Source organism: Phycisphaeraceae bacterium, assembly GCA_019636555.1.
Classification (GTDB): Bacteria; Planctomycetota; Phycisphaerae; order Phycisphaerales; family UBA1924; genus JAFEBO01.
Window position 1 is genome coordinate 664519 of record JAHBXH010000001.1, and the last position, 18957, is coordinate 683475.

Sequence of the window (18957 nt, forward strand, 5' to 3'; positions counted from 1 at the left end):
GCGGGTTCAGGGATTCGGGCCGAATCGGGCCCGACCCTCGACAAAGGCGTTCTGCAGGTGGATCCGCTGCGACAGTTGCAACGCACCCTGCGAGTCCGACCGATAAACCACGACCTCTTCGTTGCGGGCGTCATGGACGAGTACATACGCCTCGCCACCGGTCACGGTCGAGAGGATGCTGTATCCGTTGCCGCTCGCCACCATCTGGCTCGCGGCGAGCTGCGCCTGCGCGACCGATTCGAACGGCAAAGCCCGCATGCCGGAAGAACCGCCCAGAACCGAGGCGAGCCTTGTGATAATCAGGAACGCCATAAACCCGGCGGAGATGCAAAGCCCCGCGCGCAACAGGTGTCCGGTTCGTTGACGAGAGACACTCATCACCGGCCTCCCTGCATGTTGCGGTCGGCGCCGAGGCTTCGGTACCCGGCGACGATGTACGCGCGCCGGCCCTGATCAAACCGGAACGTCACCAATTCTTGATTCGACACATCGAGCACCTGCACGTTGTTGGCGTTCGAGCCGGGAATCCCGCTGGCGATCATCAGGTATTCGCCTCTGCCGCGCCCGATGGCGGGGTTGGTTGGCTGAGCCCCGGCGGGCGAAAGCAGCCAGAACGAGGCGAGCGCCCCGGCGAGCACCAGATTGAGCCCGATGAGTTGTTTCAGTCGGATTCGAACCATGGAATGACGCCTTTCGAACGTTTCAGCGGCCCATTCAGAAACATCTGCGCGTCAGTCGAGGTGTCCCCGCTTGGCAGGGATCAGGCAGGTGCCGACGACGAGCCCGATCAGGATGACCCCGATCAAGATCATCAGCACACCGTGCCCGGTCATCAATTGCTCCGCCGCCTTGGGGATCGGAGGGCGGGGCCGCTCGGATAGATCCGCGGTCGAGACCTGCGCGACAGCGCTCGAAGCCAAGGCCAGCGCGAATCCGCCGGCGAAGCTTGAGGCACGATTCAGAGCCGAGAGAGGGCGGTTCATACCCGTACTGTACCGCCCCGGCGCGGCTCCGGTTCTGCCCGGCCGAACCGCTTCGGTGTTCAAAGCAAGGTGCCCGCCCGATGCGGGATAAGGACCGCGTCGTCGGGGACGTCGAAGACCGGGCCTCGGTAAGGCGGGGCGTCGGTGTGTCCATCCGGTTGACCGCTCGCGCCGTGTCCGGGTGCCGCGAAGGGGCGGCTGATTTGCTCGAAGGTTCCGGACGGCACATGCACCGTCCGCCATTTTTCGCTTCGCGTGCGCATGGCCCGCGCGTACTCGCCGACGACGACGGTCCGAAGGGCGTACCACTTGCCCCGGTTCTCAAATACCTCTTGAAAGAGCGCATCCGGCGGCTGATCGTCGCACCAGTAGACAAAGACGAAGACCGCTTCAAACCCCGAGCCGAAGAGACGCTCCCAGGTCAGCAGACTGTTCACGTCGTCGCGCGTGACCCAATTCTGCAGCGACGAGCGACTAGGCGGGCGGTGAAGACGGAGTCCTTCGGAGACGCGCCGGCTCCTCGGCGCCGAAGCCGCTCGAATTGGGATCCGCCTTCCTTTGATTTCGACCAGCAGATTGGTCGACTCACCGTAAAGCACAAAGTCGAATGACTTCACGGCCGGAGCAGCGCCCGATTCCGCCGCGGCGAGCGCGAGCCGCGCGCCGCCCGGCAAGAGCGCTTTCTTCGCCTCATCGACCGCGACGTACGGGATGCGGTGACTCCGGAGGTAGTCCTCGAACGCGACCTCGTAATGGTGCCGGCGCTGAGTCAACCCGATTCCGCTCCCCGCGCCATCGCCGCGGCGCGATCGTTTCCTACTTCGCGGTCTTCGAACTGCCCGGAGGCGTCGCCGATTGCGAGGGGCCGCTCGGCTTGTTCCCGGCCCGAAGAATCAGAACGTCGAGAAGATCCTGCTCCGCCTTTTTGTAGACCTGCATCGAATCCTGAAGCAGCTTGTACTGCGCTTCGAGCAGCGCGGCAGACGGGCCCGTGCCGACCGGCGCGGTCTTCGCGAGCGCCAGCGTCTGCTGCATTCCTTCCGAGGCGGCGCGCAGATCGCTGACGGCGTCGGCGTAGGCGTTTGCGGCCCAGAAGAGCACGTCGGTCTCGAGTTCTTTCTTGCTGGGCTGGAAGAAGAGCCGCCACGGCTGCGCGCGGATCTCGACGACGGCGCGTTTCGCCTGTTCGGTCATGAGTCGCAGATTCGCGACCGAGCGGCGGAGCTCCGGCAGCTCCGTCACGCACCAGTTCTCGACGCTCTTGGCGATGTTGTCGACCGACGGAATGGTGTCGTTCCGCAAAGACGAGGCGATCGCGCTCGCATCGGTTGTGATCTGCTTGATGTTGGGGCGGTTCTCGTCGATGACGTCGTTGACGTTGCCGAGCAGCTTGCCGAACGACTCCACCTTGGCGTTGAAGTTGTCCGCCATCGGACTGAGATGCTTGCTGAAGTCGGTCACGTTGGTGATGGTGACATCAAAGTCCTCTGTCCACTTCGGCCAGCGCTCGCGCGTCGACTTGGTAATGACGCTGACGTCATCGACGATCCCGTCGATCTTCGGACGGTTGGCCTTCACAAGCTCGTTGACCGATGTGATGGTGTCCTGGGCGGAATCAAAGATCTTGCGCACGTCGTCCTGCGTCAGGCCGAATTGCGCGAGGAACCCGCCGGCCGGACGGCCGTCGATGATCGCGCCCGATTCCAGCATCTTCTCGCCCGTACCGACCGACGAGATGTTGATCCAGCTCTGGCTGCCCAGAAGCGGGCGCTCAAGGCCGATGATCGCGTTGGGGTGGATCGGGTGTGCCGCGGCAACGCGGATCCCGACCAGAACATGCGTCGCGTCATCATCGAATCCGACGCTTGTGACTGTTCCGATCTTCTGCCCGCCCAGCGTGACCTGGCTGTCGGGCTTGAGACCCGGCGCGCCCTCGCTCATCTTGAACCGGACCGTGAACTTCTTGCTCGGGATAAAGCGATCGAGGATATTCGTCAGCGAGAAGGCAACGGCGATGGCAAGCGCCACGCTCCCGACGAGGAACAAGCCGGCGAGGATCGAGTATTTCGAGGGGCTCCGCAAAGACATGCTTCCTGAGAGTAGCCGAAATGGAACGACGATTCAGGGTTGAGATCAACCCTTCGAGCGTCGGAACATGGATGTGCCGGAACCCGATCCGCCCGATCGCGTCGGCTCGACGCTCGGCGTAGGCAGGATCTGGTCGATGGAAACGCCGAGCAGATCGGCCTCGAACGCCGCTTCCGACCTCCGCTCTGTGATCGGTCCCTCGGCGTCGCCCCGCAGGAATTGCCGGATCAGCCGCTCGGTCTGGGGAAGAGCCTTCGCTTCGGACTCCGGCAGTTTTCGCAGGTTGTCGTACCACTCCCGCGTTTCGACCTTGAGCATCCGTCCGCGGTCGAGCATCGCCATCCGATCGGCGATCGTGAAGGCAGAGTCCATCTCGTGCGTGACCACCACGCTGGTGACTCCAAGTTGCTTGGAGAGATCCATGATCAGCCGGTCGATCTGCGCGCTGGTGACGGGGTCGAGCCCGGCGGAAGGTTCGTCGTAGAACAGAATCTCGGGGTCGAGCGCGAGCGCCCGCGCCAGGCCGGCGCGCTTCTTCATGCCGCCCGAAATCTGCGAGGGATACTTGTTCGCGTGCTCACGCAGGCCGACGAGCTCAAGCTTGATCTTGACCTGGATGTCGATGATTTCCTGCGAGATATCCGTGTGCTCTTTCATCGGGAGAGCCACGTTCTCGGCGATCGTCATCGAGTTGAAGAGCGCGCCGGATTGGAACAGGATGCCGAAGCGCTTGCGCACATCGGCCAGTTTGTCCTCGTCGCCGCCGCCCTCATCCGTGCCGACCAGTGGGCCCATGTCCTGCCCGAAGAGCACGACCCGGCCGCGATCGGCCGGGAAGCTCCCGATGATCACGCGGAGGAGCGTGGATTTTCCCGATCCCGAGCCGCCCATGATGATCATCGTCTCGCCGGGGTAGACGTCGAGATCGATCGATTCGAGGACGGCGCGTCCGTCGAAGATCTTGGCGACCTGCTGACAGGAGATCAACGGAGGTTTGCTGGAAGGACTTTCCGCCACGGCACGAGAGGATACAGGTTACGACGGCTTCTTGGGCGCGGGGGGTGCGGCTTCCGCGCCGGGTGGGATCGCCGGTTCGGGAGTTTCACTCTGGGAATCGGTCGAGGTCTTGATGCGGATGTTGTCTCCCTTGAGCTCGATGACGGTATTGCTCGGGAGAATCTCAGGATCGATCAATGTGATCACGACGTCGTTTTCGCCGAGGATGCTCAGGTTTCGGACCGGCAAGACGCTGAGCACGTCTTTCCCGTTGCCGCCCTTGGTCGGCTTCGATTTGTTCGAGGGATCGATTTCCATCATCAGCAGCGCCGGTCCTTTGGCAAAGTACAGAGGCAGCGGGATGATGTTGTTGGGCGGATTCTTGAGGCTCTTCATGAGCGGGCCGATTCGCTTATAGAGGTCCCACATTTCACCCAATCCCTTGGGTCCGCCCTGAAACTCGCCGAGTTTTTCGCGGTAATCGGTCCGGAACTGCTCGAACATTTCCGGCGTCAGTTTTTGGGCTGCGACGGGCACGAAGCGGCCCTTGGCCTTGTCCCATTCGCCGTCCTTGATCTCGTTCATCAGGACCGCCGTTGAGCCGACGATCTGCTTGTCGAAAAAGTTGACGGCCTGCCACGCTCCGTATCCGAGCGCGGTCCAGAGGGCGGTGCTGAAAAGACCCAGCACAAGCGCGGCGATCGCGAGCCCGGTCCCGCCGACCCGGCCTTTGCTGCTGGCGATCCCCACCAGGGCGAACACCGCCAGCAGCGAGGCGATGATGCCGAAAAGAGGAATGAAGCAGGGCAGCGCAAAGACGAGCGCGATAATCGCGAGAATGCTCGTGCGCTCCGGTCCCCAGTTGATATCCCGCTCGACGGGCGCGTTGAAACTCGTCATGCAGGAACAGTATGGCTTGTGGTCCGGTGTCCTCTGGTCTTGTGTCCCGGGTCAAGGCCCGCACGACTTTGGACACATGGCCCATGATTCAAGACCCAGCCGCCCGTCTTTCACACCGCCGTCCCGGTCGAGGCGCGCAGCGAACCGACGCAGCGCACGACGATCTCCGCGGCACGCGTGATTTCGTCGGGCTTCGACTCGCGAGACAGGCTGAAGCGCACGGTTCCATGCGCGATCGGCGCCGGTACTCCCATCGCAAGGAGCACCGGTGAAGGATCGAGCGAACCCGAGGCGCACGCGGCGCCCGCGCTCGCGCAGACGCCGCTCTCCGAGAGCGCGAGCAGCACCGCTTCGGCCTCGAGCTTGGGAAACCCGATGCTGGTCGTATTCCAGATGCGGGCCGCGCCCGCACCGTTCACCCGGGCGCCCGGGCAGCCGGCGAGCACACGTTCTTCAAATTCATTCCGGAGTTCATCGAGCGCAGCGCGCGATGAGTCTTCGGCAAGCCACGTTCGCGCCTCCTCCGCCGCAGCGCCGGCGGCGAGAATCCCCGGGACGTTCTCGGTGCCCCCGCGCCTGCCCAATTCCTGGCTACCGGGATTCTGCGGGCGCAGGCGCACGCCCGGCCGCACGTAGAGACATCCAACACCCTTCAATCCGTGAAACTTGTGCGCCGAAAGACTGAGCAGGGCGCAGTTGAGCCCGCCGGCGCCGATGCGAGTGGTCTCTTTTCCGACCCACTGCACGCCGTCGCAGTGAAAGAGCACGTTCGCGCTGTTGCACAGCGCCGCGGTCTGCGCGACCGGCTGGATGACGCCAGTCTCGTTGTTCACCCACTGCACGCTCACGAGCGCGGGGCGCGATGCGAGCGATTCCGCCACCGAATCCAGTTTCACAACACCGTTCTCATCCACTTCGAGCCAGCGCACCCGCGCCTCTCCCCGCGCCTCCATCTCGGTCAGCAGTTCGCGAACCGCAGAGTGCTCCACCCGTGTCGAAACCACCAGCGGCGGATCGTCGTGCCTCGGCTGCGCCTGCACCACGCCCCGGATCGCCAGTTGGATCGATTCGGTTCCGCTCGAGACAAACGTCAGCTCGCGCGGCTTGCAACCAACGAGATCGGCAATCGACTTGCGCGCCATTTCGATGCGGGCCCGCGCGTTCTGCCCGGCTCGGTGCACGCTCGACGGATTCTGCCATGCCTCGCGCATGGCGAAGTCCGCGGCCTGAATCGCGGCCTCGCACGGACGGGTGGTGGCGTTGTTGTCGAGGTAAATCACGAAAGAAGAGGCAAGAAGAGGCAAGAAGAGATGAGAGACAAAGAGAATAGAAAGAGCCAAAACGGGAACCAGAGTGCAGCGCCGCGGCCGCTCGCCCGGTTCGCCGCCCGACCCGAATTGTTCGCAATCTCACCCTTTTTCGGCCGCCCTGCCCACCAGAATCCTCGCGACGACATCCTGCGGGTGCACGCCGTGCGAATCGGCGCCGTGATCGCCATAGCCCATCGCGGCAACGACGCCATAGCCCATCCCGATGTGGATGAGCAGCCACGCGATGACCTCGGCGCTGAATCGGCCGGTGACTTTGTGCTCGTCCTGCGCCCGCTTGATTTCCTTCGCGATGAACTCGTGCAGGTTGTCCATGTGGCGCTTGATCGCCGCCTCGATCCCCTCGTCATCCACTTCGGTGATCGCCTGGAGAAGCACACGATAGTCGTCGCGCCCGCTCCGGCTCACCATCGGGTTGTCGCCGAGCAATCGGAGCAGGCGCTCCGCCGGGTCCTTCGCGCCCGCGAGGTGTTTTTCCCACGTCGCGATGGTCCGTTCACTCGAACGATCGATCAGCGCGATGAAGAGATCGCGCTTGGAATCGAAGTGGCGGTAGATGATCGGCTCGGTGACGCCGGCCGCCTTGGCGAGTTCGGCCGTCGTTGTTCGCGCATATCCGACCTTCGCAAACAGAACCGCGGCGTGATCCAGAAGTTGCGACCGACGCTGTTGGGCAGGCAACCGGCTCATGCTCGCAGACGTCCCTCCTGCTGCTCCGCGACGGGGTGATCGGGCGGGTGGTGCCCCGCCTCGCGATTGCCGCTTATCGGCCAGCGGCAATCAATAGGTTAGTAAGGGATCACAACGGAAGGGAATTCTCGGGTGGCGGCACCGGGTCGTATCCCCCCTTCGCAAACGGGTGGCAGCGCAGCAGCCGTTTCAACGTGAGCCAACCACCTTTGAATCCCCCGTGCGTCTTGAGAGCTTCGACGCCATAGTGCGAGCAGGTCGGCCAATAGCGGCACTGCCCGCCAAGAAACGGAGAAAGAGTCCATTGGTACAGACGAATGAGCACCAGCAACGGAACCGCCGCGAGCCTCGAAACCAGCGGAATGTCGCTTGCCGGCGGGTTCATCCCGATCGTGCCTCTCGTTTGCGCCACTCGCGATCGAGGCGTGAGATCGCATCAGAAAGCCAAGTGGAATACTTCGCGAGCCCTGAGTCTTCGTGGCGCCGGGCCGTCACGAGCAGATCGTAACTCCCGAATTCTTCAGAACTTGGCACGTCATGCTGCATGAGGCGAAACGCCTCGCGCAGGCAGCGCTTCAGTCGATTGCGCTCCACGGCGCCCCCAAAGGCCCGTCCGATCGACATGCCCAAGCGCGGGTGGGGCAAGCCATTCCGTCGCGAATGCACGACAAGCGGTCCGCTCGGAGTCTTCATCCGAGCGGCGTGCACGGCCTCGAACTGGCGGCGATGCGTCAGCCGGTGCTTGGGCCGAAAGAGAAGTTTCGCCGCGCCGGCTGCCATGCGGGATTTTAGTGGCGAAAGGCTTATGTGCGCCGGCGACTGGCAGGCAAAAGCCCGACCAGGATGAGCACGGCGCCAACGAGAAGCACCCACGGGCGGGCTTTTTCGTCGGTCACCATCCGGCTGAGGGTGGTGTCAAACTTCTGAAACTCGGGCAGTTCGATGGGGTCGGGCTCGAGATTCGGGAAGACACTGGCGCTCCCCGCCTTGATATCGGTGTAGCCCCCGCTCGTCGAACCGACGCCGATCGGCACGCGGTCGAGCGGAATCTGGTTGAGCTGGCTCGCGGCGAGCGCAAGCACCAGCGGCTTCTCACCGTTTTCAAGCGCCGAAGCGAATTCCTGATAGCGCTGCATCCGTTCCTGGCGGTGTTTTTCCACGAGGAGCGCCCGGTCGCGCTGCCAGCGGGCCTCGCGAACCTGCTCCGCCGCCGGAATGAGCGCGCTGGCGAGCAGCAGCGTGAGCCCGGCAATGACAAAGAGCCAGCCGGGGTCAAGCAGCGCCGGAGCCCTGGAAGGCTCGGACTGAATTGGGGCTTCTGCCGCCATAATCACCCGAACGGTATCGGATAGCGCGGGCATTGGGCGAAAATAACCAGCTCGTTTGTCTCCGGCGGCGTCGGACCGCCCATTCCATCGAATGCCCGAAGGGATTCCCGGTTTCGGATATCCGTCCGGCGATTGTCCGGTTGGACGCGGTATCCCTCCGGCGGCTTCTACCATCTGACCGTTCATGTCGCGCCGGGTTGTCATCACTGGAATCGGTGTCGTGAGTCCTCTGGGGGTCGGGCAAGACGCCCTTTGGAAGGGGCTCTGTTCCGGCCGCACGGGAATCGCCAAGCCGACCCTCTTCGACCCGTCCGGGTTTCAGACCAAATTGGCCGGGCAACTGCCCGCCGAGTTTTCGGCGAAAGACTTTGTTCCAAAGAGCTACCGCAAGGCCGTCAAGGTGATGGCCCGCGACAGCGAGATCGCGGTTGCCGCGGCAAAGCTTGCCGTCGAAGACGCCGGATTGACCACCCGCGGCTCGCTCGACGGGGCTCCCGGCTCATCCACTTACCCGAGTGAGCGGATGGGTTGTCAGATCGGCGCCGGTCTCATCAACGCCGAGACCGATGAACTGACCTCCGCGCTCGCGACGTCGACGGACGAAAAGGGCGAATTCGACTATCGCAAGTGGGGCGCGGCAGACGGGGGCGGCGGCGGGATGAACAACCTCCAGCCGCTCTGGATGCTCAAGTACCTCCCCAACATGCTCGCGTGCCACGTCACGATCATCCATGGCTGCGAAGGTCCGAGCAACACGATCACCTGTGCCGAGGCGAGCGCTTTGCTCTGCGTCGGTGAGGGTGTGCGCGTGATCCAGCGCGACGCCGCGGATGTCTGCTTCGCGGGCGGATGCGAGAGCAAGGTGAATCTGATGGGCACGCTGCGCTGGAGCCTGCTCAACCGGCTCGCGCCGTGCGCGGATTCGGATGCGCCCGAAACTCTGGTGCGTCCGTTCGATCCAAAGGCGAGCGGCACAATTCTGGGCGAGGGAGGCGGACTCCTTGTTCTCGAAGAGCGAGAGAAGGCGCTCGCGCGCGGCGCGAACATCTACGCCGAGGTCGCGGGCTTCGGCGCTGCACACTCGCCGCCGCCCGCGTACGAGGCGATCCAGTCGAAGCAGCGCGCAAGCGCCGAAGATCGACCCGGCGACGGAGTGAAGTTCGCGATCGAAGCGGCGCTCTCCGATGCGAGATTGGGCGCCGGCGAGATCGACGCGATCGTTCCGACCGCATCCGGAGTACGCGAGCAGGATGAAGAAGAAGCGATCGGGCTTCGCGCGGTCTTCGGCGATCGCCTCGACGAGATTCCGTTGATCACCGTCACGCCTTCCGTCGGCCAGACCGTTGCCGGGCACGGCGGCATCCAGCTCGCCGCAGGCGCGCTCGCCCTCAAGCATCAGAAACTCCCGGCCCGCATCAACTCCGGCTCGCCCGCGCGCGGCCTGCAAGCGGGCGCGACCGGCGAGCGCAGCGCGGGTTTGCGCAACGTGCTTGTGGTGACCACTGCGCTGGGCGGCCAGAATGCCGCGGCGGTGCTGCGACAGTCTTAACTTTCGACGGGAACGCCGGTTCCTACACTGTGTGTGCGGCGATCGCCGGGACTACGGAGCGCAACCATGAGCGACTACAGAAACGACGGACGGGGTGAATCGCGCGGCTACGGCGGTCGCGGCCGAAGCGGACATGGCGGAGGACATTCCGGACATGGTGGCGGGCGCGACGGCGGGCAACGCCGCGGCATCCCGCTCTCGGAACTCGATCCGACCCTGACTTCGATCAGCCACAAGGTGATCGGCTGCGCCCGCGACGTGCACATCGCGCTCGGCGGCGGCTACGACGAATCGACGTACATGACCGCGCTGCAGCAGGAGATGCGGGCGCAGGGCGTGAACTTCAAACACAATCACTCGATCGCTGTGAAGTACAAGGACCAGGTGGTCGGCCACTCGATCTGCGATCTGTTCATCGAAGATCGATTCATCGTCGATGTGATGGCGCGCTACGGCGAAGTGTCGGGCGCCGAGCGGTCGGTGCTCCGAGCGCAACTCAAGGCGGCGGATCTCGAACTCGGGCTGATCATCAACTTCGCGGGCCGGTTGCTGAAAGACGGGCTCGTGCGCGTGCTCAATGTGGACAAGATCAACGCCGCGAAGGGGATCGCGCCGGGCACGTACGAGGGCGGCGAAGGCGGTCACGGCGATGATTCGCAGATGTACGACTTCGATGAAAAGGCTTAGAAGGCACTGGGCACTAGGGACTAGGCACTAGTGGATCAGAGGTTTCGCGAGAAAGTTCGGTGCTTTGGCTTTCCTAGTGCCGAGTGCCCAATGCCAAGTGCCTTCCGTTATGAGCAAGCGTGTTGTCATCACCGGGATGGGTTGGGTCACGCCGCTGGGAAGCGATGTGGATTCGGTCTGGTCGCGCCTGCTCAAAGGCGACAGCGGCATCGGCCGCGTTTCGCACTTTGATGCGAGCACCTGCGCGACCAACTTCGCTTCGGAAGTGAAGGACTTCGAGCTCGCGCGGTTCGTCGAAGACGTTGCGCCGCACGAGATGGCGAGCATCGGCACGCACTACGCGCTCGGCGCCGCGTCGCAGGCGTGGAAGCAATCGGGCCTTGCGGGCGCGGGCGTCAACCGCCGGCGCTTCGGCATCTATCTCGGTTCGGGTGAGGGCCAGCTCGACTACGACAATTTTCTTGCGTCCAATCTCGCGGGGTGGAGGGTCGATGCGCGAACGGTCGACGGCGGCGATTGGGCCAAGCGCGCTCTCTCGTCGATGACGGCCGTGCGCGAGACGGAGCAGGAGCCGAACCTGGCGATGAGCCACGTCGCGGCAGAATTCGGCTGCCGGGGCCCGGCGTTCAACTGCATGACCGCGTGTGCCGCGAGCACGCAGGCGATCGGCGAAGCGTTCGAGATCATCCGGCACGGCGACGCCGACGTGATGTTCGCGGGCGGCAGCCACTCAATGATCCACCTGCTCGGGATGACGGGCTTCATCCGCCTCACTGCGATGAGCCAGCGCCGCGACAACCCCCAGAGCGCCGCTCGCCCGTTCGATCAGACGCGCGACGGTTTCGTGATGGGCGAGGGCGCGGGGATGATCATCCTCGAATCGCTTGAACACGCCAGGAAGCGCGGCGCGAAGATCATCGCCGAACTCGCCGGTTACGGCAGCACGGCGGACGCTTTTCGGATCACCGATATCCAGCCCGACGGACGCGGCGCGACGGGCGCGATGGCGCAGGCGCTCAAGCAGGCGGGCGTTTCGCCCCGCGAAACCGGCGCCGACGGCCGGCCACCGGTGCACTACATCTCGGCGCACGGCACCGGCACGAAAGAAAACGACAAGATCGAGACCGCGGCGGTGAAAACCCTCTTCGGCCCGCTCGCGCCGAAGATCCCGTTCAGCAGCGTCAAGAGCATGCTGGGGCATCTCATCCAGGCCGCGGGCGCGGTCGAACTCATCACCTGCATCAAGGCGATCGAAACCGGGATTGTGCCCCCGACGATGAATCTCAAAACGCCCGATCCCGCGTGCGATCTCGATTACGTGCCCAACGCGGCACGCGACCTGAACGATCAGGGCGGCGTCGATCTGTGCCTGAGCAATTCGTTCGGCTTCGGCGGGCAGAACGACACGGTGGCGGTGCGGAAGTTCCGCGACTGATCGTCATGGCCGTTCTTCTCACCGCACAGAATCTCGCCAAGACCTTCGGAGCCAAGACGCTCTTCGAGGGCATCGGCCTTTCGGTGCACGAGCGCGAGCGGCTCGCCCTGATCGGGCCCAACGGTTCCGGTAAGTCCACGCTGCTGCGGATTCTCGCGGGCGACAACATCGCGGATGAAGGCGCGGTCACGGTCCGCAAGGGAGTGCGTGCCGCGTATGTGCCGCAGCGGGATAATTTCAGCGAAGGCGCGACGGTCCACTCCGCCGTCGCCGATGCGCTCAAGGCGGACATGGCCGCCGGAACACTCGCGCACCTGCACGATGACCACGAAGCCGATCTCGCGGCAGACCTCGTTCTCGATCGCGCCGGTTTCATCGATCTCTCGCAGCCAGTCTCTTCGCTCTCCGGCGGGCAGCGCAAGCGCCTCGCGATCTCGCGCGAGATCGCGAAAGAGCCCGATATTCTCCTCCTCGATGAACCGACCAACCACCTCGATGTCGAGGGGATCGAGTGGCTCGAGGGCGTCTTGCGAAGCGGGTCGTTCGCCAGTATCGTCGTCACGCACGACCGCGAGTTTCTCGAAACCATCGCGACGCGGATCGCCGAATTGTCGCGTCAATATCCGCAAGGCCTCTTCACGATCAATGGGAACTACAGCGAGTTTCTCCGGCGCAAGCAGGAGTTTCTCGACGGACAGGCGAGACAGGAACAGGCGCTCGCGAATCAGGTGCGTGAAGACCTGCGCTGGCTTGGGCGCGGCGCGCAGGCCCGAAGAACCAAGTCCAAAAGCCGCATCGACGCGTCGTACCAGCGGATGGATGAACTCGCCGATCTGCGCGCCCGCAACGCCGCCCCGCGCGCAACCGCGATCGACTGGGAATCGACCGGGCGGATGACGCAGAAACTGGTCGTCGCCCGCGCGATCACGAAATCGCTGGGGGGCAAGCGCCTCTTCACCGATCTCGATCTGATTCTGTCGCCAGAGAACGTGCTCGGCCTGCTCGGCCCCAACGGCTCGGGGAAATCCACGCTCATCAGAGTTCTCACGGGCGAACTCGAGCCCGATCCGCCGACGCCCGAAGCGATCAGGGCCGACGCGGATGCCGTAAATCTGCCTCCCGGCCTCCCCGCGCCCGGGACGATCAAGCGCGCCGACAAGTTGCGGACGGTCATCTTTTCGCAGCATCGAACCGAGATCGACCTCGGCATCACGCTCGCCGAGGCGCTCAGCCCGCACGCCGACGCGGTGATCTATCGCGGCGCCTCGCTCCACATCAACACCTGGGCGCGCAAGTTCCTCTTCACGACGCAGCAACTCAAACAGCCCGTTCGTGCACTTTCGGGCGGAGAACAGGCACGCATCCACATCGCGCGCCTGATGCTCGAACCGGCCGACGTGCTCGTGCTCGACGAACCGACCAACGACCTCGATATTCCTTCCCTGGAAGTGCTCGAAGAAAGCCTCGAAGATTTCCCGGGCGCAGTCGTGCTCGTGACGCACGATCGCGCCATGCTCGCGCGCCTCTCGACGCACATCGTCGCGCTCGACGGGAAGGGCAACGCCCGCCACTTCACCGAGTATTCGCAGTGGGAGCGGGCGCACGCCGCGGAAAGAACGGCAATCAAAGCCGAAGCACGGGCCGCGGCGACTCAGAACGCCACTGTTGAAGCAGCCGCAACTTCCGCTCCGGCCGTGCCCTCAAAGAAAAAACTCAGCTACAAAGAACAGCGCGAGCTTGCGGAGATCGAACCCGAAATCCAGCGCACCGAACAACTCGCGGCCGACCTCGAAAAGCAGATGAACGACCCGGCCGTCATCGCCGACTACAAGAAATTCGAAGATGTCTCGCGCGCGTTCGCGGCGGCGCAAGCGAAGGTGACGACGCTTTTCGAACGCTGGCAGGAACTGGACTCACGCCAGTAGCGCCTACCACGTTCCCGTCGCCGGGCTCGTATTCACCTCGTTTTCAACAACTGCCAGGCTCGGCAGCTTGCCCACCATGTCCGCCCGACGTGGCACGTCCCATCCGAAGAGCCCGCCCCGCGTCCAGCGGTACCAGCCCGCGGCGTACGTCGCGCTCTTGGCGCCGTTGCCGAGCGCGCCGAACACATCCGCCTGCTTGGTGTGTGCAAACCGCGTCGTCATGCCGTTCCGCGTCGTCCGCGACTTGGCGAACCAGCCGGGATTGGTCGAATCGGTTCGGTAGTAACGCACCGAGCCGTCGTGAAAAAGCAGATCCTGACCTGCGGTCGGATCGGCGTAGTAGCGGGTCTGCCCGTTGTGTCTCGCGTAGTCATCGGACAGGAAGACCTTGTTCGCAGGAAACTTCACGTCCGTTGCGAGCTTCGGGCCAAACGAGTCGCGGATGGTCAAGTCACCATCAACGCTCCAGAGATCGGCGTTGTCGGGTGTCTGCGAGGGAACAGGCGCCCATTGCATCTGCCCGTTGAGATTCATTGCTCTGTACGTTCGGCTGGGACTCCATTGATACACATCCCAGCGATACGAACTAGAAAAAATCCATCGCCAGAATGTGGGGGAACCGTCGCCGCCGTTGGCTGGAAGCGGACTGTAAATGCCGTTGAGATATTGCTGGCGTGTCCAATCTTCCGGGCAAACAAGAAAACTCGCAGGAACTCACACGGTGCCGCTCTTGAGCGGAACATTGAGGTAGTCGAGCAACGCGGCGTGCGCGTTCAGAATCTGCGGTATCCAGTTTTGCGGAATGGGAGCCTCTACGGGCGTCAGGTTGGCCAGTCGCCGGTAGATGAGGACAGCTTGGTACGACTGAGCGTCAGAGTCGGTCTTCAAATACGAGCCGGGCTGCTCTGGATTGGGTATCCCCCCTTCCATTCGAGTGCCCACATCCGTCCCGCATGATCGTTGATGTAGCTTCCGCTCACCGCCGAGATGTACCGGTAGTTCCCGATGCAGACTTGGCGCCCGGAGTCCATCCGCACCTGAGAAAGCGCGGGGACCGCGATCGCGCCCAGCAGCGCCACCGCCGCGGTCGCAAAGACAACATCACGCAGAGCAAAGCCGTTGCACTTCTTCATACACGATACCCCATGGCCCACGAATTCGAATCTCGACCCGCCGCAATCCCGTTCGAGCCGACGAGCGGAAATGGTTCCTCGAACTCTCTTCGCACGCACAAAATTATCGCGAATACTTGGCGCGTTCTTCGCACGCGCACGCGCGACAAGCTTCGTCGAGCCGAAGCCGCGGCGATCGCGTCGTGGCAGCCCTCAAAAGCCCAATGCGTCATAACCCGGCTCAGACCTTGGAGCAATCCGGAGAATTTGCAATCAATTCTTCCTGACTCCCGGACGAGTCACCAGGCACCCGTCGCGGCGCTCGTGTCCACCTCGTTCTCAACGACGCTCGCGCTCGGCAACTTGCCGACCGTGCTCGAAAGCCGCGGCACATCCCAGCCGTAGAGCCCGCCCCGCGTCCAGCGGTACCAGCCGGCCTGGAACTGAGCTTGCGAAGCTCCGTTGTCCAGTCCGCCCCAGAAGTCGGCTTTTTTGCTGTGAAAAAAACGAGATGTCATGCTGCCGCGGCGACTTGCGGACGACGGATCCCATCCCGGATTGGTGCTGTCAGTTCGAAAGTACCGAACGGAACTGTCGTAGAAAAGCAAATCTTGCCCTGCAGTCTGATACGCGTAGTAGCGGGGCTTACCGTTGTGGCGCGCGTAATCGTCAGACATGAATACCTTGCTCGCGGGAAAACGAACCTCGCTCGTCTGTTTCGGTCCGTTCACATTTCTGACGGTCGAATCTCCGTTGACCATCCATGTAGAGATGTCAGCAGCGTTCGGATACCACATGGGCGTCTTCACTGATTGTCCGAGCGGGTTTGTCGCCGTTGTCTGTCGGCTGGGTCCCCAGTGATACGTGCTCTGCACATACGAAGTCGTGAAGAGTGATCGCCAACTTAGCGATGCGGCCTGAAGTTTGGTGTAATCCCCGTCGAGGATGCGTTGGCGAGGACCATCTTCGGGACAAACATAGAAACCCGCTGGCAATCCAAGATTGACGTAGTCGAGAAGCGCGACATGCGAAAACAGGAGGGAGGCCACCCACCCCGACGGAACAGGAGATTCTTGAGCGCTCAACTTCGCCAAACGACGAAGCACAATCACGGCTTCGTAGTTTTGTGCTTCGGTATCCGAAGCAAAGTAGTTTGTTGGCATCAACGGATTCTGCATCCCCGCCTTCCAACTCAGCGCCCACATGTTTCCGGCATGATCGTTCTCATAGCTGGACGAAGCTTCAGCGATGAACCGGTAATTCCCGATGCACGCCTGGCGCGCCGAATCCATCCGCACCTGCGAGAGCGTCGGCACCGCGAGCACGCACAGAGTCCCGACGACCGCGACACCGACAAGCACATCCCGGATGGCAAAGCCCGCACGATTGATCAACTAGTCCTCCCAGCCCGCGCACTCTGAATCGGTGCGGCAGGCCATTCTACAAAAACGCCCTCCCAACTGCAATGCGCGATTACTTCGCACAGACCCTAGTGCAATTGTGCACTTCCGAGCAGGCCGTAGATCAGCACGCTCAGCACGATGACCGTCACCACGACGTACATCCAATCGCGCCGAAATAAAAACGCCACCAGCGTGAAGAACACCCGCGCCACCGGAGTCAGAATCAGCAGCACGACGCCGAGCTGCATGAGTGCCGCGCCGTCAAGCCGGAAAGCGCTTTGGAACACCGAGAAAACGCTGCCGTGCGCCGACGGCTCGAACGTGCGGAAGTCCAGTTTCTTCCCGTAGTCCGCGCTCAGATAGACCGCCCCGCCGATGCAGAGCACGACCGCCGCGAGCGCAGTTCCGGCTGTGAGCAGCGTCGCGAGCGAGGCCTCGAGATCGTGCTTGTGCAGCGGTGCGCCGCCGCTCGCCGGTTTCTGCGCGGCCGATCCTGCAGCGTTGTTCGTCGCATCCGTCATCGTTTCACTACAGAGAATTGCTCAACACCCGCCGCAACAACTCGATCCCCGCGAACACGACCACGCCCGCAAAGACATACCGCAGCGCCTTCGTTTGAATATGGGGCAGCACGCGCGCGCCCGCGAGCGAGCCGATCAACGCGCCGAGTGCCACCGGCGCCGCGATCGCCGGTTGAATCTGCCCGCGCTGCAGATAGATCCCCGCGCTTGCCGCGGCCGTCACGCCGATCATGAAATTGCTCGTCGTCGTGCTCACCTTGAACGGAAGGCGCATCAGCCGATCCATCGCGAAGACCTTGACGATGCCGCTGCCGATCCCGACGAGCGCGCTCAGCAGCCCCGCGAAAAACATGATCACGCCCCCCGCCGGCACGTGATGCACCCGGTACGCGACCATGCCCTCCTTCGTCGGGTACGTCGAATCCAAACGGAACTTCCGCGAGATCGCGTCGGGTTCGGCATCCGGAGGCAAAGGCTTCGGCGGACGCAGGGTCGAATACGCGCTCCAGAACAGCGCCACCACAAAGACGCTCGCGATCGTGTTCTTGCTGACGACCTGCGCGATGATCGCCCCGACAATCGCGCCCGTCACCGTCGCGACCTCCAGCAGAATCCCCACGCGGATATTCGTGTATCCCTCGCGAACGTACGCCGCGGCAGCGCCAGAGCTCGTCGCGATCACCGCCACCAGCGACGCACCGACCGCGAAACGCAGATCAACCCCGAACAGCAGCACCAGGATCGGCACGATCACCACGCCCCCGCCCAGGCCCGTGAGCGCGCCGAGAAAGCCGGCGCCCAGCGACGAGCAAAGCAGGAGCAGGATGAACGAGAGCGCGGTCACAAGGAGCGAGCATACGAAAGTTTTCTTCAAACTTCCCGCTCGATCTCCCGCTGCATCGGCTCTTGCCCTTGCCGGTAGGCTCAATGGAAAGCTGCGGAGGATCTATGCGCGAACTCTCACGCCGTACTCTGTTGGCCGCCGCCGGTGGTTTGGCGGCAGGGCTTGTCCAAAGCCGCGGTTGGGCCGCGAGGGGCGAGCCTCAAGCGCCGAAAGAGGAGAGTTCCGAAATGAAGCCAGTCAAAATCGAGCACCGCGCGTTCGGCAACACGGGGTTGAACGTTGCCGTGCTCGGATTCGGCGGCAGCGAGATCGGCTACGAGCGCACCGACGAGGCCGTCGTCACACGATTGCTCAACGCGGCGCTCGACGCGGGCCTCAACGTCGTGGACACCGCCGAGTGCTACATCAACTCGGAAGAGCAGATCGCGCGGGCGATCGGCCACCGGCGCAAGGACTTCTACCTCTTCACCAAGTGCGGGCACTGGGTCGAAGACGGAAGAGACAAAGAGTGGGGCTGGACCAAGGATGGCGTGCTCGCTTCCATCGAGCGAAGCCTTCGCCGCCTGAAAACCGACTACGTCGAACTCGTTCAGCTCCACTCGTGTCCGAAGGAAGTGCTGCAGAAGAGCAACTGCATCGAAGGACTCGAGGCAGCGAAGAAAGCCGGGAAGACGCGATTCATCGGCTATTCCGGCGATCGCCAGGATGCGCTCTACGCCGTTGAATGCGGGCGCTTCGACACGCTGCAGACATCGGTGAACATCGCCGATCAGGAATGCATCGAACTCTTTTTGCCGCAAGCGAAAGAACGCAACATGGGCGTGATCGCCAAGCGCCCGATCGCCAATGCCGCGTGGCGACACGACCAGGATCCGCACGACTACGGCTCGGTCTATTGGCAGCGCCTCCAGAAACTGCAATACCCGTTCGCGACCGGCGACGCACGCAGCAAGCAAGGGCCTGATGGCCCGGTCGGCGTCGCGCTGCGGTTTACCTTGCAGCAGCCGGGTGTGCACGTCGCGATCGTCGGAACCAGCAAGCCCGAGCGCTGGTCGCAGAACGCGGCACTCACGCAGCCCGGCCCGCTCTCGCCCGATCAACTCAAGGCGATCCGAGATCGATGGAAAGCCGTCGCGCTCGCCGACTGGGGCGGCATGACCTGAAGAGG

The 18957-nt window shown here is 63.3% G+C and carries 23 protein-coding genes; 5 read left to right on the plus strand and 18 right to left on the minus strand.

What is annotated here, in order from left to right; all coding sequences use genetic code 11:
• Window positions 1-6: 6 nt before the first annotated feature.
• The 12 genes from KF691_02735 to KF691_02790 all read right to left on the minus strand — a co-directional run bounded on the left by KF691_02735 (window position 7) and on the right by KF691_02790 (window position 8346).
• On the minus strand, window positions 7-378 hold the full coding sequence (locus tag KF691_02735) for a hypothetical protein (protein MBX3388354.1): 372 nt from the start codon (window positions 376-378) through the stop codon (window positions 7-9).
• Window positions 378-680, minus strand: a complete 303-nt coding sequence (locus tag KF691_02740) for a hypothetical protein (GenBank protein ID MBX3388355.1) — start codon at window positions 678-680, stop codon at window positions 378-380. The genes KF691_02735 and KF691_02740 overlap by 1 nt, the downstream gene beginning before the upstream one ends.
• A gap of 51 nt (window positions 681-731) precedes the next feature.
• Window positions 732-983, minus strand: coding sequence for a hypothetical protein (locus KF691_02745; protein MBX3388356.1), 252 nt, complete (start codon window positions 981-983; stop codon window positions 732-734).
• A 59-nt stretch (window positions 984-1042) separates the two neighbouring features.
• Window positions 1043-1756 carry an HYExAFE family protein gene (locus KF691_02750; GenBank protein ID MBX3388357.1) on the minus strand — a complete coding sequence of 238 codons (714 nt, stop codon included), beginning with the start codon at window positions 1754-1756 and terminating at the stop codon, window positions 1043-1045.
• 43 nt (window positions 1757-1799) lie between these two features.
• A complete protein-coding gene (locus KF691_02755) occupies window positions 1800-3071 on the minus strand; it encodes an MCE family protein (GenBank protein ID MBX3388358.1) in 1272 nt (423 codons plus the stop codon).
• 45 nt (window positions 3072-3116) lie between these two features.
• Window positions 3117-4088 carry an ATP-binding cassette domain-containing protein gene (locus tag KF691_02760; GenBank protein ID MBX3388359.1) on the minus strand — a complete coding sequence of 324 codons (972 nt, stop codon included), beginning with the start codon at window positions 4086-4088 and terminating at the stop codon, window positions 3117-3119.
• Between the two features lie 18 nt (window positions 4089-4106).
• Window positions 4107-4967 (minus strand): hypothetical protein, encoded by an 861-nt coding sequence (locus KF691_02765; GenBank protein ID MBX3388360.1) that lies wholly within the window; start codon window positions 4965-4967, stop codon window positions 4107-4109.
• A gap of 110 nt (window positions 4968-5077) precedes the next feature.
• Entirely contained in the window at window positions 5078-6247 is a 1170-nt protein-coding gene (locus tag KF691_02770; GenBank protein MBX3388361.1) for a cysteine desulfurase, read from the minus strand.
• Between the two features lie 129 nt (window positions 6248-6376).
• Window positions 6377-6985 (minus strand): TetR/AcrR family transcriptional regulator, encoded by a 609-nt coding sequence (locus KF691_02775; protein ID MBX3388362.1) that lies wholly within the window; start codon window positions 6983-6985, stop codon window positions 6377-6379.
• Between the two features lie 109 nt (window positions 6986-7094).
• A complete protein-coding gene (yidD, locus tag KF691_02780) occupies window positions 7095-7370 on the minus strand; it encodes a membrane protein insertion efficiency factor YidD (GenBank protein MBX3388363.1) in 276 nt (91 codons plus the stop codon).
• Complete coding sequence (rnpA, locus tag KF691_02785; GenBank protein ID MBX3388364.1) at window positions 7367-7765, minus strand: ribonuclease P protein component; 399 nt, start codon at window positions 7763-7765, stop codon at window positions 7367-7369. Before rnpA ends, yidD begins: the two co-directional genes overlap by 4 nt.
• 23 nt (window positions 7766-7788) lie before the next feature.
• Window positions 7789-8346, minus strand: a complete 558-nt coding sequence (locus KF691_02790; GenBank protein ID MBX3388365.1) for a hypothetical protein — start codon at window positions 8344-8346, stop codon at window positions 7789-7791.
• 151 nt (window positions 8347-8497) lie between these two features.
• On the opposite strand from KF691_02790, the gene KF691_02795 reads away from it, so the two are divergent.
• The 4 genes from KF691_02795 to KF691_02810 all read left to right on the plus strand — a co-directional run bounded on the left by KF691_02795 (window position 8498) and on the right by KF691_02810 (window position 13909).
• Window positions 8498-9862 carry a hypothetical protein gene (locus KF691_02795; GenBank protein ID MBX3388366.1) on the plus strand — a complete coding sequence of 455 codons (1365 nt, stop codon included), beginning with the start codon at window positions 8498-8500 and terminating at the stop codon, window positions 9860-9862.
• Window positions 9863-9928: 66 nt separating this feature from the next.
• Window positions 9929-10549: a GxxExxY protein gene (locus KF691_02800; GenBank protein MBX3388367.1), complete on the plus strand. Its 621-nt coding sequence runs from the start codon at window positions 9929-9931 to the stop codon at window positions 10547-10549.
• A gap of 109 nt (window positions 10550-10658) precedes the next feature.
• Window positions 10659-11984 (plus strand): beta-ketoacyl-[acyl-carrier-protein] synthase family protein, encoded by a 1326-nt coding sequence (locus KF691_02805; protein MBX3388368.1) that lies wholly within the window; start codon window positions 10659-10661, stop codon window positions 11982-11984.
• A gap of 5 nt (window positions 11985-11989) precedes the next feature.
• Window positions 11990-13909 (plus strand): ABC-F family ATP-binding cassette domain-containing protein, encoded by a 1920-nt coding sequence (locus KF691_02810; protein MBX3388369.1) that lies wholly within the window; start codon window positions 11990-11992, stop codon window positions 13907-13909.
• Between the two features lie 3 nt (window positions 13910-13912).
• Here KF691_02810 and KF691_02815 read toward each other — a convergent pair whose 3' ends face one another.
• The 6 genes from KF691_02815 to KF691_02840 all read right to left on the minus strand — a co-directional run bounded on the left by KF691_02815 (window position 13913) and on the right by KF691_02840 (window position 17789).
• Window positions 13913-14443, minus strand: coding sequence for a hypothetical protein (locus KF691_02815; GenBank protein ID MBX3388370.1), 531 nt, complete (start codon window positions 14441-14443; stop codon window positions 13913-13915).
• Window positions 14444-14623: 180 nt separating this feature from the next.
• Window positions 14624-14797 (minus strand): hypothetical protein, encoded by a 174-nt coding sequence (locus KF691_02820; GenBank protein MBX3388371.1) that lies wholly within the window; start codon window positions 14795-14797, stop codon window positions 14624-14626.
• Complete coding sequence (locus KF691_02825; protein MBX3388372.1) at window positions 14794-15042, minus strand: hypothetical protein; 249 nt, start codon at window positions 15040-15042, stop codon at window positions 14794-14796. Before KF691_02825 ends, KF691_02820 begins: the two co-directional genes overlap by 4 nt.
• 278 nt (window positions 15043-15320) lie before the next feature.
• On the minus strand, window positions 15321-16415 hold the full coding sequence (locus tag KF691_02830) for a hypothetical protein (protein MBX3388373.1): 1095 nt from the start codon (window positions 16413-16415) through the stop codon (window positions 15321-15323).
• A gap of 95 nt (window positions 16416-16510) precedes the next feature.
• Window positions 16511-16945, minus strand: a complete 435-nt coding sequence (locus KF691_02835) for a DUF1634 domain-containing protein (GenBank protein MBX3388374.1) — start codon at window positions 16943-16945, stop codon at window positions 16511-16513.
• Window positions 16946-16952: 7 nt separating this feature from the next.
• Window positions 16953-17789 (minus strand): sulfite exporter TauE/SafE family protein, encoded by an 837-nt coding sequence (locus tag KF691_02840; GenBank protein MBX3388375.1) that lies wholly within the window; start codon window positions 17787-17789, stop codon window positions 16953-16955.
• Window positions 17790-18016: 227 nt separating this feature from the next.
• Here KF691_02840 and KF691_02845 point away from each other — a divergent pair, with 227 nt between their 5' ends.
• Window positions 18017-18952 carry an aldo/keto reductase gene (locus tag KF691_02845; GenBank protein MBX3388376.1) on the plus strand — a complete coding sequence of 312 codons (936 nt, stop codon included), beginning with the start codon at window positions 18017-18019 and terminating at the stop codon, window positions 18950-18952.
• Window positions 18953-18957 lie beyond the last annotated feature (5 nt).